The sequence below is a fragment of the Acinetobacter sichuanensis genome (genome assembly GCF_003024515.2).
Classification (GTDB): domain Bacteria; phylum Pseudomonadota; class Gammaproteobacteria; order Pseudomonadales; family Moraxellaceae; genus Acinetobacter; species Acinetobacter sichuanensis.
Map to the genome: position 1 here is coordinate 56,188 of NZ_PYIX02000022.1, position 16,320 is coordinate 72,507.

At 36.2% G+C, this 16,320-nt stretch carries 16 protein-coding genes; 10 read left to right on the forward strand and 6 right to left on the reverse strand.

The features are described from left to right. Window positions 1-51 precede the first annotated feature (51 nt). The 7 genes from C9E89_RS13260 (at window position 52) to C9E89_RS13290 (ending at window position 6,781) form a co-directional block, all read left to right on the forward strand. Window positions 52-336 (forward strand): phenol hydroxylase subunit, encoded by a 285-nt coding sequence (locus C9E89_RS13260; protein ID WP_107008818.1) that lies wholly within the window; start codon window positions 52-54, stop codon window positions 334-336. 94 nt (window positions 337-430) lie between these two features. Further along, the gene (locus tag C9E89_RS13265; protein ID WP_107008819.1) at window positions 431-1,432 is read left to right on the forward strand and encodes an aromatic/alkene monooxygenase hydroxylase subunit beta; all 1,002 of its coding nucleotides are present in this window, start codon (window positions 431-433) and stop codon (window positions 1,430-1,432) included. 11 nt (window positions 1,433-1,443) lie between these two features. Further along, window positions 1,444-1,713, forward strand: coding sequence for an MmoB/DmpM family protein (locus C9E89_RS13270; protein WP_107008820.1), 270 nt, complete (start codon window positions 1,444-1,446; stop codon window positions 1,711-1,713). A gap of 54 nt (window positions 1,714-1,767) precedes the next feature. Further along, complete coding sequence (locus C9E89_RS13275; protein ID WP_107008821.1) at window positions 1,768-3,312, forward strand: aromatic/alkene/methane monooxygenase hydroxylase/oxygenase subunit alpha; 1,545 nt, start codon at window positions 1,768-1,770, stop codon at window positions 3,310-3,312. 90 nt (window positions 3,313-3,402) lie between these two features. Beyond that, window positions 3,403-3,765, forward strand: a complete 363-nt coding sequence (locus C9E89_RS13280; RefSeq protein WP_107008822.1) for a phenol hydroxylase subunit P4 — start codon at window positions 3,403-3,405, stop codon at window positions 3,763-3,765. A 12-nt stretch (window positions 3,766-3,777) separates the two neighbouring features. Then, window positions 3,778-4,839, forward strand: a complete 1,062-nt coding sequence (locus C9E89_RS13285) for an NADH:ubiquinone reductase (Na(+)-transporting) subunit F (protein ID WP_107008823.1) — start codon at window positions 3,778-3,780, stop codon at window positions 4,837-4,839. Window positions 4,840-5,062: 223 nt separating this feature from the next. Then, window positions 5,063-6,781: an arylsulfatase gene (locus C9E89_RS13290; protein ID WP_107008824.1), complete on the forward strand. Its 1,719-nt coding sequence runs from the start codon at window positions 5,063-5,065 to the stop codon at window positions 6,779-6,781. Window positions 6,782-6,906: 125 nt separating this feature from the next. Here C9E89_RS13290 and C9E89_RS13295 read toward each other — a convergent pair whose 3' ends face one another. Further along, the gene (locus tag C9E89_RS13295) at window positions 6,907-7,635 is read right to left on the reverse strand and encodes a phosphodiester glycosidase family protein (RefSeq protein WP_107008836.1); all 729 of its coding nucleotides are present in this window, start codon (window positions 7,633-7,635) and stop codon (window positions 6,907-6,909) included. Between the two features lie 221 nt (window positions 7,636-7,856). Here C9E89_RS13295 and C9E89_RS13300 point away from each other — a divergent pair, with 221 nt between their 5' ends. Continuing rightward, window positions 7,857-8,396 (forward strand): lecithin retinol acyltransferase family protein, encoded by a 540-nt coding sequence (locus C9E89_RS13300; RefSeq protein WP_107008825.1) that lies wholly within the window; start codon window positions 7,857-7,859, stop codon window positions 8,394-8,396. 8 nt (window positions 8,397-8,404) lie between these two features. Here the strand turns inward: C9E89_RS13300 and C9E89_RS13305 are convergent, their stop codons facing one another. The 3 genes from C9E89_RS13305 to C9E89_RS13315 all read right to left on the reverse strand — a co-directional run bounded on the left by C9E89_RS13305 (window position 8,405) and on the right by C9E89_RS13315 (window position 12,278). Beyond that, entirely contained in the window at window positions 8,405-9,592 is a 1,188-nt protein-coding gene (locus C9E89_RS13305; RefSeq protein WP_107008826.1) for a helix-turn-helix transcriptional regulator, read from the reverse strand. 391 nt (window positions 9,593-9,983) lie between these two features. Continuing rightward, window positions 9,984-10,463 (reverse strand): SMI1/KNR4 family protein, encoded by a 480-nt coding sequence (locus tag C9E89_RS13310; RefSeq protein ID WP_107008827.1) that lies wholly within the window; start codon window positions 10,461-10,463, stop codon window positions 9,984-9,986. A gap of 90 nt (window positions 10,464-10,553) precedes the next feature. Next, on the reverse strand, window positions 10,554-12,278 hold the full coding sequence (locus C9E89_RS13315) for a glutamine--tRNA ligase/YqeY domain fusion protein (RefSeq protein WP_107008837.1): 1,725 nt from the start codon (window positions 12,276-12,278) through the stop codon (window positions 10,554-10,556). Window positions 12,279-12,445: 167 nt separating this feature from the next. Between C9E89_RS13315 and C9E89_RS13320 the strand changes: the two genes are divergently transcribed. Continuing rightward, window positions 12,446-12,955: a peptidylprolyl isomerase gene (locus C9E89_RS13320; protein WP_107008828.1), complete on the forward strand. Its 510-nt coding sequence runs from the start codon at window positions 12,446-12,448 to the stop codon at window positions 12,953-12,955. Window positions 12,956-13,114: 159 nt separating this feature from the next. Further along, window positions 13,115-13,831, forward strand: a complete 717-nt coding sequence (locus C9E89_RS13325; RefSeq protein WP_107008829.1) for a UDP-2,3-diacylglucosamine diphosphatase — start codon at window positions 13,115-13,117, stop codon at window positions 13,829-13,831. Window position 13,832: 1 nt separating this feature from the next. Here the strand turns inward: C9E89_RS13325 and C9E89_RS13330 are convergent, their stop codons facing one another. Both C9E89_RS13330 and C9E89_RS13335 read right to left on the reverse strand, forming a co-directional pair. Then, window positions 13,833-14,069: a hypothetical protein gene (locus tag C9E89_RS13330; protein WP_147305722.1), complete on the reverse strand. Its 237-nt coding sequence runs from the start codon at window positions 14,067-14,069 to the stop codon at window positions 13,833-13,835. A 1,354-nt stretch (window positions 14,070-15,423) separates the two neighbouring features. Then, window positions 15,424-16,161, reverse strand: coding sequence for an N-acetylmuramoyl-L-alanine amidase (locus tag C9E89_RS13335; RefSeq protein ID WP_107008831.1), 738 nt, complete (start codon window positions 16,159-16,161; stop codon window positions 15,424-15,426). Window positions 16,162-16,320: the final 159 nt, after the last annotated feature.

Consider the following 16,320-nt stretch of genomic DNA (forward strand, 5'->3'; position numbering starts at 1 on the left):
CACTTGCACCACTGAAATGATTTCAGTGTAAAAGACAAAAGGATGATCGTTATGAATCAGACCACTCAGGATCAACTCACCAAATACATTCGTGTTACAGGTGACCGCAATGCCAAATTTGTTGAATTTGACTTTGCCATTCAAGACCCGACGCTTTTTGTCGAATTGGTTTTACCGCAACAGGCATTTCAACATTTTTGTGAAATTAACCAAGTGGTTGAAATGACCGAAGCACAAAAAGCATGGAATGACGCCCAAGAAGACAAATGGCGTTATGGCGAAGAACCCGATGTGTTAAATCCGATTGCGCAACACGCACTGAAGCAAGACCAATAAGCCATTTTCGACTTCGAAAATTCAGTTTCAAAACAATTTAAGCCGTAATGATGCAGATCAAGAAGATCTGAGTTTTATCTATAAGGAGATCACGATGACTTTAGAAATTAAAACGTCCAATGTCGCGCCAATTCGCCAAACTTATGCGTATATCGAACGCCGTTTTGGTACTAAGCCTGCGACACGTTATCAAGAAGTCAGCTTTGATATTCAAGGTGCAGCCAACTTCCATTATCGTCCTTTATGGAATCCGTCAAAAACCTTAAATGACCCAAGCTATACTGCGCTACACATGCAAGACTGGTATGTATTTAAAGACCCACGCCAATTTTATTATGGGGCTTATGTACAACACCGTGCGCGTTTACAGGATGTGGCTGAAAGCAATTATGCCTTCTTTGAAAAGCGTCATTTGGTGGAAAATATCAGTGATGAAATCAAACAAAAAATCATCACTTGTCTATTGCCTTTCCGCTACGTTGAACAAACCGCCAACCTGCACATGATGTCAGGCAGTGCCTATGGTTATGGCACAGTCATTACCCAAGCCTGTATGTTTGCAGCCATGGATCGCCTTGGTATGGCACAGTACATTTCCCGTATTGGTCTATTGCTTGATGGCAATACAGGTGAGTCTTTGCAACAAGCAAAAAATGCTTGGATGAATGATGCCGCTTGGCAACCCCTGCGCAAACTGTGTGAACTCAGCCTGACTGAACAAGACTGGTTCAAACTGTTTGTGCTGCAAAACCTCCTGATTGATAGCTTAATGCAAAGCTTGGTGTACGGAACATTCGACCAACTCTTGGTTGAAAATGGCGCGCGTGATGTGGCAATGCTGACTGAGTTTATGCAGGACTGTTTAACCGATTTACGCAAATGGTCAGACCCTGTATTCAAACTGGCAATTGCTGAATCAGAAGAAAACAAAGCCCTGATTCAAAATTGGGTTGCGGAACTGTTACCACAAGTACAGGAAGCTTTCAGCGCATGGTCAACTTTAGCCTTGAATGATGCCGAAATCGAACAAGGACTGGCTGTGATTGCTGAACGCAGCAAAAAAGCAGGTTTAGCTGACATTTTCAATCTTGCATAAGGAATTGCACCATGACATCAAAAGTTTATTTAGCACTACAAGACAACGACACTTCACGCTACATCATTGAAGCGATTGAACAAGACAACCCTGAAGCAACCATTCAGTACCTCCCTGCCATGATCCGTGTGGAAAGTGTTGGTGAATTAGTCATTCGTGCTGAAACGGTTTCTGAAAAACTTGGACAGGATTGGGACATTCAGGAATTACAACTCAACATGATCACATTGGGTGGCAACGTCGATGAAGATGATGACACCTTTACACTGAAATGGAATTAAGAATTTAGGCAGCCTATACGCCACTGAATTTCGATATTGAACAGGATGATCAACATGAATACTGATGTTAAAAATACTAAAACTGCTGCAAAAACAGCAACAAAAAAACTCAATGCCAAAGACCGCTATCGCATGCTGACCCGTGATCTGGATTGGGATTTTTCCTATGCAGACCGCAAAGATGCCTTTCCTTATGAAGAATTTGAAGGCATTAAGATCACCGATTGGTCAAAGTGGGAAGATCCATTCCGTTTAACGATGGATTCTTATTGGAAATACCAAGCGGAAAAAGAGAAAAAACTCTATGCCATTTTTGATGCATTTGCACAAAATAATGGGCAATTAAACGTTTCCAATGAACGTTATTTAAATGCGATTAAACTATTTTTAACCGCAGTCACACCGCTCGAATATCAAGCGTATCAAGGCTATGCACATGTAGGTCGTCAGTTTAGCGGCATTGGTGCGCGTATTGCATCACAAATGCAATCTATTGATGAACTGCGCCATGTGCAAACCCAAATCCATGCCATGAGTCATTACAACAAGTTCTTTGATGGCTTCCAAGATTGGGCGCATATGCATGACCGTGTTTGGTATTTGTCTGTACCAAAATCATTCTTTGAAGATGCACGTTCAGCAGGACCATTTGAGTTTTTATTGGCAATCAGCTTTGCCTTTGAATATGTTCTGACTAACTTATTGTTCGTTCCTTTCATGTCGGGAGCAGCTTACAACGGTGATATGGCAACCGTGACCTTCGGTTTCTCTGCGCAGTCAGACGAAGCACGTCACATGACGCTAGGTTTGGAAATTGTCAAATTCTTACTTGAACAGCATGAAGACAACGTGCCAATCGTACAGGAATGGATTGATAAATGGTTCTGGCGTGGTACGCGTTTACTTTCAATTGTCGGCATGATGATGGACTATATGCTGCCAAACAAAGTGATGTCGTGGAAAGAAGCTTGGGAAACTTATTTTGAAGAAGCAGGCGGTGCATTGTTTAAAGACTTGAGCCGTTACGGTATCCGTATGCCGAAATACTCAGAAGTGATTGAAAAAGAAAAAGAACATGTTTCGCATCAAGCATGGTGGATCTTCTATAACTTCGGTCATGCAGCAGGTTTCCATACATGGATTCCAACGGATGAAGAGATGGATTGGCTTTCTGAAAAATACCCTGACACATTTGATAAATACTACCGTCCAAAATGGGAGTTGGCACGCAAAATGGAAGCCGAAGGCAAACGCTTCTATAGCGATGGCTTACCACAACTGTGTCAAATCTGTCAGGTTCCAATGACCTTTACTGAAATGGATGGCGACCCAACCATGTTCAGCTATCGTAATTCGATTTATAAAGGCGAGCGTTATCACACCTGTTCAGATGGCTGTCATGACATTTTTGAACGTGAACCTGAGAAATATATTCAGGCATGGTTACCTGTCAACCAAATTCTACAAGGCAACTGTGGTGGTCCTGATTTAGAAAGCATTTTACGTGACTACTACAACTTTAATGTCGGCGCAGACAACTTGGATATTGAAGGCTCGCCTGACCAAGAACGTTGGAAAAAATGGAAAGGCGCTGTTTAACACAGCCCATTTTTAGACAAGATCATTCCATTCACATTGCCAAATCAAGTGTTGGAATGATCTTTCCCCAAGGAATTTAGGAGTATTCTCATGCCAGTACAAGCCATTCAAGCCAACTACGAATTTGAAGCACGCGATCAGCAAAAAAATTACGGCGATAATATTTTAATTTATGTGGGTTGGGATCATCACACCCTGTTTTGTGCCGCACATGCCCTGCTTGTTTCGCCAAAACAAACGTTACAAGACCTGATTGATCAACAAATTACAGGCGGTTTTCATCAACATCCTGAGTTTGAACAAATTGATTGGGCAAATGTGCAATTCACCTTAAACCGTCAACGCATTGCCAATGATTTTTCTAAAACTTTAGAAGAATTGGGCTTTGACCATAAATCACTTCTACGCTTCGTTACGCCAAATCTTAATGGTTATAACGGCAGTCATGTTTAAAGGAGCACGTGTATGACTTATCAAGTGACCATTGAACCAATTGGCATGACCATTGAGGTAGAGGAAGATCAAACCATTTTAGATGCAGCTTTACGTCAAGGTGTATGGTTGCCCTTTGCTTGCGGACACGGTACTTGCGGAACCTGTAAAGTACAAGTGACAGATGGCTTCTTTGATATCGGTGAAGCATCATCTTTTGCGCTCATGGACATTGAGCGTGAGGAAAATAAGGTTTTGGCATGTTGCTGCAAGCCTGAGTCTGACATGGTGATTGAGGCGGATGTCGATGAAGATGACGATTTCTTAGGCTATTTAGTGGAAGACTACCAAGCCAAAGTCATCGAAATCAAAGACCTTTCACCAACCATTAAAGGCATTCGTTTGGAAATTGACCGTGCTATGCAATTTCAGGCAGGTCAATATGTCAATATTCAATTGCCTGATATTGAAGGCACACGCGCATTTTCGATTGCCAATTCACCGAATGAAGAAGGCATCATCGAGTTGCATATCCGCAAAGTTGCAGGCGGTGCAGCAACTACTTATGTCCATGACAATCTGCAAGAAGGCGATGAAATTGATCTTTCAGGTCCTTATGGTCAGTTCTTTGTGCGTAAATCGGATGATCGTGGTGTGATTTTCATTGCAGGCGGTTCAGGTTTATCAAGTCCTCAATCGATGATTTTGGATTTACTCGAATCTGGTGATGAACGCATTATTTACCTGTTCCAAGGTGCGCGTGATGTTGCGGAGCTATATAACCGTGAAATTTTTGAAAATTTAATGAAAGAATATTCAAATTTCCGCTATATCCCTGCTTTAAATGCGCCTAAAGATGAAGATCAATGGACAGGTTTTACAGGTTTTGTGCATGAAGCCGTTGCTGATTATTTTGAAAATAAATGCAGTGGGCACAAAGCCTATTTATGTGGTCCACCGCCCATGATTGATGCTGCTATTTCGACCCTGATGCAAAGCCGTTTATTTGAAAAAGACATTCATACTGAGCGTTTTTTAAGTGCGGCTGATGGTGCCAATGAGCAATCACGTTCGGCATTGTTTAAGCATATTTAAGCCCATACTGAATATCCGCTTTCGAATGATCTATTGCATGTCCACTCTAGATCATTCGATCTCAATTTTATTAGCCGAAGCATTAGGATGAAATTGATCTAAACAAGATACTTACCGATAGCATAAAACGCAAAATGGTCAAAGTTTGATGTAAAAATCGGACAGCTTTTGCCATGCATATCATCATTTCACCGACATAAATAACCACTATCAAGGATTCGTTATGGTTACTAAAAAATTAGCACTTGCCGCTGTATTTATTCCAACTTTACTCAGCAGTCTTTCAGTTTATGCAACGCCCGCAAAGCAGCCCAATGTTTTGGTCATTGTTGCAGATGATTTAGGCTTTTCGGACATACAACCTTTTGGTGGAGAAATTTCAACACCTAACTTGAAAAAATTAGCTTCAGAAGGCGCTGTACTGAGTAATTTTCATGCAGGTCCAACTTGTTCCGTGACACGCTCTATGTTACTGACAGGAAATGATAGCCATCAAGCTGGGTTAGGCAGTATGGCTGAGTTTTTACAACCAGAACAAAAAGATAAATCTGGTTATGAAGGTCATTTAAATCATCGAGTGATGACTTTAGCTGAAATTTTAAAACCAGAAGGCTATGCTTCATTTGTAACAGGTAAATGGCACTTAGGCGCAACAGAAGATAGCCATGCCAAAGCACGAGGATTTGATCGTTCATTTACCTTAATGCCAGGCGGCGCAGCGCATATGGATGCTAGCCAAATGTTCCCTGGTAATTATAAAGCACGCTACTTTGAAGATGGTAAAGAAACAACCTTACCCACAAAATTTTATTCAAGTGATTTTTTCACCACAAAAATGATCTCATACCTCACCCATGACCGTAAAAAGGATCAACCATTCTTTGGTTATCTTGCATTTACAGCACCACATTGGCCTTTACAAGCACCAGATGAATATCTAAAAAAATATGAAGGTCATTATCAAGAAGGTTATGAAAAAATTCGTGAAACACGCTTAAAACGAATGATTGAATTGGGTATTGTTCCAAAAGGTACAAAAATTAATAATCCATTAATGGATGTCTTCCCAACATGGGATAAACTCACCCCAGCGCAACAACAAGATCAAAGCAAAACCATGCAGATCTATGCCGCGATGATTGACAATATGGATCATAATATTGGTCGTATGATTGATTATTTAAAAAGTACAGGTGAATTAGATAATACGCTGATTTTATTTATGTCTGACAATGGCGCGGAATCATCAACACCAGAATCATTAGGCACAACAGAAGACAAAAATGGCATCCGTGAATGGGTAGATACCACATTTAATAATACCTTTGAAAATATGGGTAAAAAAGGCTCCTATGTCACATTAGGACCACAATGGGCACAAGTTGCATCTACGCCCTTGCCTTATTTTAAAAGTATGTTATCCAACGGTGGTATTCACGTTCCTGCCATTATGCGATATCCAAGTCAAATCAAAGCAGGTCAAATACAGGCTGAAACGATTCACGTGATGGATTTTGTACCGACTGTACTTGAACTCACACAAGCAAAACGACCGACTCATTTCAATGGGCAAGCTTTGCTGAATATGGAAGGTCGTTCTTTTTTACCTGTGTTTAAAGGAAAGACTCTACCAGAGCGCGCTTTAGGTTGGGAATTTAATACACGCCGTGCCTTATATAAAGGTGATTGGGCTGTGCAACGACAAGCTGCACCTTATGGAACAGGCGAATGGGAATTATACAATCGTAAATTAGATCCGAGTTATTTACATAATCTGGCAGCACAACATCCAGATAAAATACAAGAGCTTTCCCAAGAATGGCAAAAATATGCACAACGTGTTGGAGTTGTTGAAGCCCCTGTGCGTTATAAATATGGGCAAATGAATTGTTTTTATGATCAATGTATTCAGCCTGAATTTTTAAAAACCCTATCTGAATAAAACTCATCTGTTGGTCTGATATTTAAATCTAAAGTTCATCTTAAGCAAGCTTAGGATGAACCTTTAGCATCACCCAACATAAAAATCCTCTTGAAAAATAAGTCTTTGACTTCAATTTTATAAGATTATGGGCAACTATTTTTCTCTACAAATCCAACAATAGGTCCCAAATTAAAACGATGATCACTTCTATGGGCTTGTGGAATATAAGCACTTGAAATTGAGCCATCTAAATATAATGCCTGATCAATTTTTAAATTATCTTTAAAAATTTTTGCAAAATCATAAAAACTGATTTTTCCTCGACTAATCACAAAATACAATTCATTGTTTTTAACGCCGACCCCATTGCGTATTTTTAATGAGTCTGATTGCGGTAAAAATGAAGTATTTATTTCCCCATCTATAACCAACATTGGACCCGATTGAGTGGCATAATTGGCTTTAAACCCAGAGCTTGCATAGTGCTGTGTCGTTTGAATCATTGCGTGTTGATCATTCCATGCCAACACACCATTAGGTTGCATAAAAAAGTTACCAAACCCTTTCTTTTGTGTATTTAAACTTGAAATTTGTCGTGAATTTTCAATATATAAACCCACTACTGAATAATCCGCATGATACATTCCTGCATTCATTGCAAAGCTTAAAACTTGACACTGAGGTAAATTTTTTGCGATTGCTTTAATTTTATTATACGGCTGCTGCTTTGTATCATTTAAAAACAATTTAAGCTGATTTAACTGGCGAATATGTACAACATCAGCAATTGTGTCATGATTTTTTTCGATTTTTATATATTCAGTTGTTGCGTGAACGCTAGATGTTGATAATGAAAAAATACTGAAGATCATCAATGAAATACGCTCAAACGGATTTAAAACTTTCACTTGCAATGCTCTTTTAATGTGCTAAACCGAATATTAGAAGTAAATGAGTATCAATTCATTATTTAGTTGTAAATCTTTACTTAATTCTTGCTTTCAATGCTGCACATTTTAGTTGGGCTTCGCTATAATGTGACTATTCTTTCAATAAAATACGTTTGTACACTTTTATTGGAACAAAGTGGAATATGCAAAAAAAACGTTTAGTTCGATACCCGCTTGGTACACATCTTATTGTAAAAAACTTTGGTTATAGTCATCATGGCATTTACGCTGGTAAAGGTCGTGTCATTCATTACTCTGGTTTTGCACATTTTTTTAAAAAGCGTCCCATCGAGATCACAACACTCGATAAATTTGCACGCAATAGAAAAATCATCATTCGTTTATATGAACAACCTAAGTTTAAAGGACGCCATATTGTTCGTCGTATGCGCAGCCGTATGCACGAAAATAATTACCATCTCATCGTGAATAATTGTGAACACCTTTGTACATGGGCAATTACAGGTATTGAGAGCAGCCCGCAAGTGGTTAAAATGATGCACCGCCTGACCACAATCGGTTATGTGAGTTCAATGATGACCTATATGAATGGCTTATTTCTCACCATTGCAACGACCTGTTTTGCACTCGTCATTTATATTAAAATGAAATTGAAAGAACGTGCAAAAATGGATTTAGTCACTTATTTAGCATTAAGAGATCAACAAACTAAAAATAAATAACAACCGAACTATTCTAATATACTAATGCTCATTAATAATTGCATTAATTCTACCTGAGAATTACATTCTGTTTTTAAAAATATATTTTTCATATATGTTCGCATTGAACTAATTGTAATATTCATTCTTTGAGCAATCTTTTCTAAATTTTGCCGATTTACAAATAATTCACAAACCTCTATTTCACGTTTTGATAATTTATATATTTTCTTTAAAATATCATGTGATAAATAATACCTTTCTATATTTAACTGTACATTCTGTAAAGTTTCTCGTACATCTCGTTCAAAAGTTAACATGACCAAAGGTCGAATTCCCAAAAATGACATTTCTTTTTCTGATACAAGTAAACTAATTGTAAAGGAAAAATAATCATGGTTTTTATCAACAACTGAGAATTTAAGCTGATTAAACTGTTCTAACTGCTCTTGTTGATAACGAAAAGCATGTTCAATCTCATAGAGTGTTTTATTTAAAATCGTTTGATAGGTTTTAGGTAAACAGAGTTGTGTATTTTTTATTTGGATTGCTTCATTAAGTTTTAAATACTGTCTCATTTTAGGATTATAATGAACAACCTGCCCAGATAAACTAAGCAATATAATCGGCAATGTTAAACGGTCTATTAAGTTATAACCAACAATATTATCAAGAGATAATTCATATAAATGGCGCTGCGCACTGACAATACGCCTTAAATGCGGCAACAAACTATTTAGAAAATCAATCTCTTGAGTATCAAGGAAGCCACGTTTTTCAGATGTCGATATACTCCAAAATATACAAATTTTTTCATCCCAAATCAGTTCATGAGTCGCGACATATCTCAAGCCGATTGGTAATAATATTTTTTGATATAAATCAGAATTTTTAACAAATTCTTCCGATAGATGAGTATGACACTGATACCAACCTACTCGCTGAGGATCTAGAAACTGTTCCCATCGTGGATCAGCATTAATAGGATAACGTAAATAATATAATTCAGCTTCTGCATAATGTTTATAATCTAATATACCTACACCATTACTATAAGAGACTACATTAAAACTAAAATCTATAGCTTGAATATGCATATATGATGCATCAAAAATTGTTAATATTTTTTCAGAAAAGTTAATCCACCCATCTTTACACAATGGAATTTGATAAATTAAATCACATACTTCTTCATAGTATTTATCAAGTATTTTCATTGCTTTTATATTTCACAATATTACACATTTGTATGATATTGTATTCAATATGTTATTACAACTGACTTTATCTTAAAATTTTTATTTACAAAAAATATAATCATTATGATCTATTAAAATAACGTTAACCACATCACTTTTTAAAATAAAAAATTTACCAAATTTTTAAAAAATTATTTTTACAATTTTTTTAAATAAAAATAAAAAATACATATCTTTTTGATTTTAAATATTATAAAAATATTTTTATTAAAAAATTTACCACCTGTTAAAATATTTAATAATTAATTTAATTTAAATTTATACCATTAGAAAAATTCATAAGACATGACTAAAGTCTTATCCGCTATTGTTTAAAAACTTATTTTCATATTATTTTTTGTTACTAAAATCATTTATTTTTAATTATTATTTTGCATTTTTCTATTTGTTGAAAAATCAAAGTCAGTAATTCATAAAAACTCATCTTCATTGCATAATATTGACCAATTTCACGCTCTGTTAAACGATCACAACCATATAAACATGTTCGATCCCAGTACCAGATTTGCTGGGTATGCCGATGCAATAAATAAAAATTACCACCTGCATCGCCACCAATAATCCAAAATACATTTGGGAGATCATCTCCTATTTCTCTTTGCATCGCCAAAAGATCAAAATTTACATTTTTGGCATCAATTTGAAATAATGCTTCCAAAGAAATTTCATCATCAATTTCAGTCAAATAAAAGCTAAACTCATCTGAATCTGTAAAGATGATTCCATTTGTTTTTTTATAAAAATCAATATACTGATTTGGAAGACCGCTCAACTCATCAGAAATTTTGGTTAATATTGCTGATGTCGAGTTTTGTAAAATCACAGCCATATTTTTTTCTCAATATTCTCAAGCCACAGATCAATAAAAAACCCAGCCGAAACTGAGTTTTTTAAAGCTTTAGATTTTAAACCAAATTTATTATTTGTTTGGTTTAAAACTGTCTTTCAAGTCCAAAATACGGTTAAACACAGGTTTTTCGTTCGTATGGTCATATTGATCTGCCACAAAGTAACCTTCACGTTCAAACTGGAAACGATCTTCAGGATTCGCTTGTGCCAAAGCAGGCTCAATCACCGCTTGAAGCACTGTTAAAGACTCAGGATTTAAGTGCTGTAAGAAATCATCATCTGCATCTGGTGCTGCTTCATTAAATAAACGGTCATAAACACGAACTTCCGCAGGAATCCCTTTGCTCGCTGAAACCCAATGCACCACACCTTTAACTTTACGCCCTTCAGGATTTTTACCTAAAGTTTCAGGGTCAATTGAACATTTCAGCTCAATCACTTCACCATTGGCATCTTTAATCACTTCATCGCACTTGATCACATAAGCATGACGTAGACGTACTTCACCTTCAGGAGTTAAACGTTTAAAGCCTTTTGGCGGTACTTCTTCAAAGTCTTTACGGTCAATATAAATTTCAGACGTTAAAGGAATAATGCGGTCGCCCATATCCACATTTGGATGACGTGCATGACTTAAATCCATATCTTCAGGTAGATTGGTTAAAGTCACTTTTAATGGGTTCAATACCGCCATACCACGCGATGCAGTATTTTCCAAAGATTGACGAATACAGAATTCGAGCATTGCCACATCAACAATACTGCCATCAACTTTGGTTACACCAACACGCTTACAGAAATCACGTAAACCTTCAGGAGTAAAACCACGACGGCGCATACCGACAACTGTAGGCATACGTGGGTCATCCCAACCATTGACATGATTGCCTTCCACCAATTTACGCAATTTACGTTTAGAGGTGATGGTATAGTCAATGTTTAGACGGCTTGATTCATACTGATGTGGAACAGAGGGTGACTTAACTTTCGCAACAACCCAATCATAAAATGGACGATGATCAACGAACTCTAAAGTACACAGTGAATGGGTAATGCCTTCAATCGCATCTGACAATGGATGCGCATAGTCATACATTGGGTACATTTTCCATGTATCACCTGTTTGGTGATGTTCAGAATGCAGTACACGATACAAAATCGGATCACGCATATGTACGTTTGGTGATGCCATATCAATTTTGGCACGTAACACAGCTTGACCTTCGCCAAACTCACCATTGTTCATTTTTTCAAAACGTGTCAAGTTTTCTGCGACAGAAGTATCACGATAAGGTGAATTTTTACCGACTTCGATAAAATTACCACGATTTAAACGAATTTCTTCAGGAGTTTGCAGATCAACATAAGCATCACCTTGTTCAATCAATTGAATTGCCCAAGTGTGTAACTGGTCAAAATAGCTTGATGCATAACGCGGTGCACCGTCCCATTCAAAACCTAACCATTTTACGTCATTGGCAATACCATCGACATATTCTTGTTCTTCAGCATCGGGGTTGGTATCGTCAAAACGCAGATTACATACACCATTGAACTCTTCTGCAATACCAAAATTAAGGCAAATTGCTTTTACATGACCAATATGCAAGTAACCATTTGGTTCAGGTGGGAAACGAGTAACAACGGTTTGAGTACGTCCTGCTGCTAAATCATCCGTAATGACTTGACGCACAAAGTCCAAGCCCGCCTGTTGTTCTTGCTGCTGAGCATCGACAGGTGCAGAATTGGTTGTCGGGTTCTTTGGCAGTTCTGAAACAACATCATTTGGCTTCATAGTTGATAAATCACTTCTATAAGTTAAAATAGGATAATAAAAATGCATTTCTGCGAATTGATACAAAAGAAATTCGCATTTTTGCTTGCCTTGTAGTTTACAGTTTGCTTATGCTTCTCTCAACCAAAAACCCATGGCTTTTTTAGTCATGATCAGGAGATTATAGAATGAGTTTTCCTCAAGTCGAATTAAACACCAATAAAGGACGTATTGTTCTTGAACTAAATTCTGAAAAAGCGCCAAAAACTGTCGCTAACTTTTTGGAATATGTTCGTGATGGTTTCTATGACGGCGTAATTTTCCACCGTGTCATTGATGGTTTCATGGTTCAAGGTGGTGGCATGGATGAAAACTTCAAAGAAAAAGCGACTCGCGATTCTATTGAAAATGAAGCTGACAATGGTCTAAGCAATGACATCGGTACTGTTGCAATGGCACGTACTCAAGCGCCTCACTCTGCTTCTGCACAATTCTTCATTAACGTTGCAAATAACTCATTCCTAAACCACTCAGGCAAAAATGCGCAAGGTTGGGGTTATGCAGTATTTGGTAAAGTGACTGAAGGTTTAGACGTTGTTGAAGCAATCAAAGGCGTGCGTACTGGTAACCGTGGTTATCATGCTGATGTTCCTTTAGAAAATGTTGTAATCGAATCTGCAAAAATCATTGCTGAGTAAGAATCCCTCCTAACCTCCCTGAGCAAATTTTAAAGCATTGCTTTTAAAATGAAGCGCAAGAAGGGAGGAACTTCCAAAATATAAAGGAAGGAAAGTCCCCCCTTAGAAAAAGGGGGATTTAGGGGGATTAACTCGTAGAATAGTAGAATAGGAAAAATAGTGACCTACTTGTTCATCGCTGATTTACATTTGTCACCTGAACACCCTCGACTCGTTCGGGGGTTTTTTGATTTACTTGAGCAATATCAAGACAAAAACACACAATTATATATACTGGGTGATTGGTTCAATGCTTGGATTGGGGATGACTATACTGCACCATGGTTAGATGAAATTATTGAGCATTTAAAACAATTTACTCAAGCTGGAAATAAAATCTATTTCCAAGTTGGAAATCGTGACTTTGCTTTAGGTCAAAAATTTTTAAATCGTTTTGGCGGCATTCTTTTACCCGAAATATATAGCTTCACTATGGGTACACAAAAAATTCGTCTTGAACATGGCGATGCCTTATGTACAGATGATATTTCTTATCAACGTTTTAAAAAAATTATTCGTAATCCAATGATACTGGGTATTTTAAAAAGCACTCCTTTGAGTTTTAGACAAAAACTTGCCAATGGTTTTCGTCAAAAAAGTCGTGAATCTCAACAACATAAATCTTATGAAATTATGGATGTAAATGCTCAGGCTGTAGAAAAAGCCCTCAGCGATGTTGATATTCTAATTCATGGGCATACGCATCGCCCTGCGATTCATAACGAATTTGGTAAACAGCGGATTGTTTTGGGTGACTGGCGTCAAAATCAAGCAAAAATTTTAGAGATTAATTCAATCCGATTAGCAGATGATGATTTAAAAACATGGAAATATTAATTTAACTTTCTGAAATTTTTTTAAGCTGATTTAAATAAAACATCATTTTTTCATTTGCTTCCAAGCGACTTAAAGTATTTGCAATCCAAAAAGTACAAACTTCATTTTCATATTTTATTACAAACCTTTCATAAGTGATGTGTTGCCCTGTTGCCTTGTCTTTAGCAAGAAAATGATTAGATTTCTGTCCTTTAAGTAGTTGGCTACCATGCCAACTGCCACCTATACATATATTCATATAATTACTTTTTAAGATTAATTGTGAATACTTACTGTACACTATAAACATCATTATTTATTTTTTGTTTCACTCTATTATTAACCAATACTTAAATTGTAATAATAAAATTTTCTATAAATAAAAATGAATAGATGCCAGTTTGAATGATTTTTGATCGCAATTTATTACAGTTACAACAACTATAAACTGAGTATCAAGCTTAATCACATATAAAATATAGGCGATATAGAATGAAAATAAATACCTAAAAAAGGTTATTTTTCTTTGAATTTTTATATATTTTAAAATAAAGTTTATTTTTTATTCTTACTTAAGCACTAACCAATGACCATGTATAAAAAATTAAAGGCTTCACAATCGAAGCCTTTCACAGTACTTTTACAGCATATGCATAGCAATCACTGTCACCAATAAAATGAGAGCTAAAAACAAATAAGTGTCTACCGTATTAAAACTTTTTATGAATTTCCACATAGCCGATCTACAAAAAAATTTCGCATATTTTAATTAATTTCAAAAAAAAATGCAAACCAGTTATCATTTCAAACCCAAAAAAGCTAAATTATTTTATCCATTTTACTGCACCACAAAAAACATCTTTTGATAGGTTTACAGCAGTATGTATAAAGATGATTCTATTCATTGATTTATATATCCCAATGCAGTGAATTCACTATGAGATAAATAAATCGACAAATAAAGCAAAACGAAGCAGAATAAGGCAAAACACGAGCTTCTATAAATATTTGTTTTTTCAAGGTTAAATTAACAAGTTATTGATATATAATAGTATTACATACTATATGAATGAATTATGGAGTAAAATTGTTTAAAAATATTTTTTCAATTAAAAATCAAAAACTTAAATAATAACTACATTTTTAAGGCGTAAAATAGGCGTAAATTTTAACTCTCTCTACTCCTTATACATAAAACGTAGATATATTTTCTAAGCTGCCTATACGGCAGTGAATAGACCAAGTGTTGCTCAAGTAAATGTAACTAATTTCTAAGCTGCCTATACGGCAGTGAACGATTTAACCTCGGCATTGTTAGCGGCGCTTTTTTTCTAAGCTGCCTATACGGCAGTGAACGAACAGGCGATTAACCCGTTAGAGTTTTCTATTTTCTAAGCTGCCTATACGGCAGTGAACAGTAATAATAGAGTAAAAAGTAAAGATATAACAACAAGTTAAAACTTAAAATATCAAAATACCCAAGTTTTGAACCATATCTATAACTTATTGATTTTATTAAAGTGTTAAAGAGTAAAAAAATATTGGGTAAAATCTTCTCTTACCCAATAACTTAATTTAACAATCTATTCTCTGAAAAACTATACATAACTGTATTATTTTACATAAGAAATCAAAATATCGGATACATCACGTGCAGCCAACCAATATTTTTCATTAAACGTTTTTAGCTCAGTTTCATTTGAAATAAAACCAAGTTCAACGATTAAACCACCATTGCTGATAAATCCTAATTTTCCACGTGCTGACTGACTTTGATCAATCCAACCATTATCACCACGAAGTTTTGAATTAAAAGCTTTAGCTACAACTTTTGATAAGTCTTGTGCAAGCTTTTTGTCTTTTGGTAGTGCAATGGTTTCAATACCATACGCTGCTTTATTTGTTGCTGCATTCATATGAAATTCAACAGCAACGTCAGAACCTTTTATCAATTTAATTGCTGTATTCAAATTTTGATTATCAGAACCAACACCGTCAGTTTTGATTGCAATGCCCGCTTCTTTTAAATAATGAGCAACCGCATTTCGAAACTTTGTGACCAATTCAGCTTCTTTAAATTTACCATTCACTGCTCCCGGATCTACATTCGAGTGCCCTGCTGTCACTGTGACGAATTGATTTACATTGTGCAAATTCGGCTGTGCAATCTTACGACCAAACCAAGTCAGAGCAGGGATTACAGTACTCGCAATAATAGCAGCAGTATCACCATCTATAATTTTGTAGTCCAATGCCCACTGTAAAATAAGAACAATAAGCATAAAAAAAGCTCCCAACATTGGGAGCTTTACTGACAGATATTGCCACGGGTTTTCATTGATTAATTTCATGTTTTAACTCACTTTTTAAATTCTTCATTCGTTGTTTATGTTTAGCTTCACACATTTCAATTTCATGTAGCTCTTGTTCACGCTTGTCTTTACGTTTTTGGAATTGGCGATTTGATAAGAAGTTCATAAAGCTAATTATTAAGCCTGCTAAACCAATAG

Bases quoted from the DNA above. Each gene is read 5' to 3' on its own strand.
- C9E89_RS13320 (WP_107008828.1), top strand. From the start codon at position 12,446: ATGAGTTTTCCTCAAGTCGAATTAAACACCAATAAAGGACGTATTGTT.
- C9E89_RS13310 (WP_107008827.1), bottom strand. From the start codon at position 10,463: ATGGCTGTGATTTTACAAAACTCGACATCAGCAATATTAACCAAAATT.
- C9E89_RS13270 (WP_107008820.1), top strand. From the start codon at position 1,444: ATGACATCAAAAGTTTATTTAGCACTACAAGACAACGACACTTCACGC.
- C9E89_RS13280 (WP_107008822.1), top strand. From the start codon at position 3,403: ATGCCAGTACAAGCCATTCAAGCCAACTACGAATTTGAAGCACGCGAT.
- C9E89_RS13315 (WP_107008837.1), bottom strand. From the start codon at position 12,278: ATGAAGCCAAATGATGTTGTTTCAGAACTGCCAAAGAACCCGACAACC.
- C9E89_RS13265 (WP_107008819.1), top strand. From the start codon at position 431: ATGACTTTAGAAATTAAAACGTCCAATGTCGCGCCAATTCGCCAAACT.
- C9E89_RS13260 (WP_107008818.1), top strand. From the start codon at position 52: ATGAATCAGACCACTCAGGATCAACTCACCAAATACATTCGTGTTACA.
- C9E89_RS13335 (WP_107008831.1), bottom strand. From the start codon at position 16,161: ATGAAATTAATCAATGAAAACCCGTGGCAATATCTGTCAGTAAAGCTC.
- C9E89_RS13285 (WP_107008823.1), top strand. From the start codon at position 3,778: ATGACTTATCAAGTGACCATTGAACCAATTGGCATGACCATTGAGGTA.
- C9E89_RS13275 (WP_107008821.1), top strand. From the start codon at position 1,768: ATGAATACTGATGTTAAAAATACTAAAACTGCTGCAAAAACAGCAACA.
- C9E89_RS13300 (WP_107008825.1), top strand. From the start codon at position 7,857: ATGCAAAAAAAACGTTTAGTTCGATACCCGCTTGGTACACATCTTATT.
- C9E89_RS13290 (WP_107008824.1), top strand. From the start codon at position 5,063: ATGGTTACTAAAAAATTAGCACTTGCCGCTGTATTTATTCCAACTTTA.
- C9E89_RS13330 (WP_147305722.1), bottom strand. From the start codon at position 14,069: ATGAATATATGTATAGGTGGCAGTTGGCATGGTAGCCAACTACTTAAA.
- C9E89_RS13305 (WP_107008826.1), bottom strand. From the start codon at position 9,592: ATGAAAATACTTGATAAATACTATGAAGAAGTATGTGATTTAATTTAT.
- C9E89_RS13295 (WP_107008836.1), bottom strand. From the start codon at position 7,635: ATGATCTTCAGTATTTTTTCATTATCAACATCTAGCGTTCACGCAACA.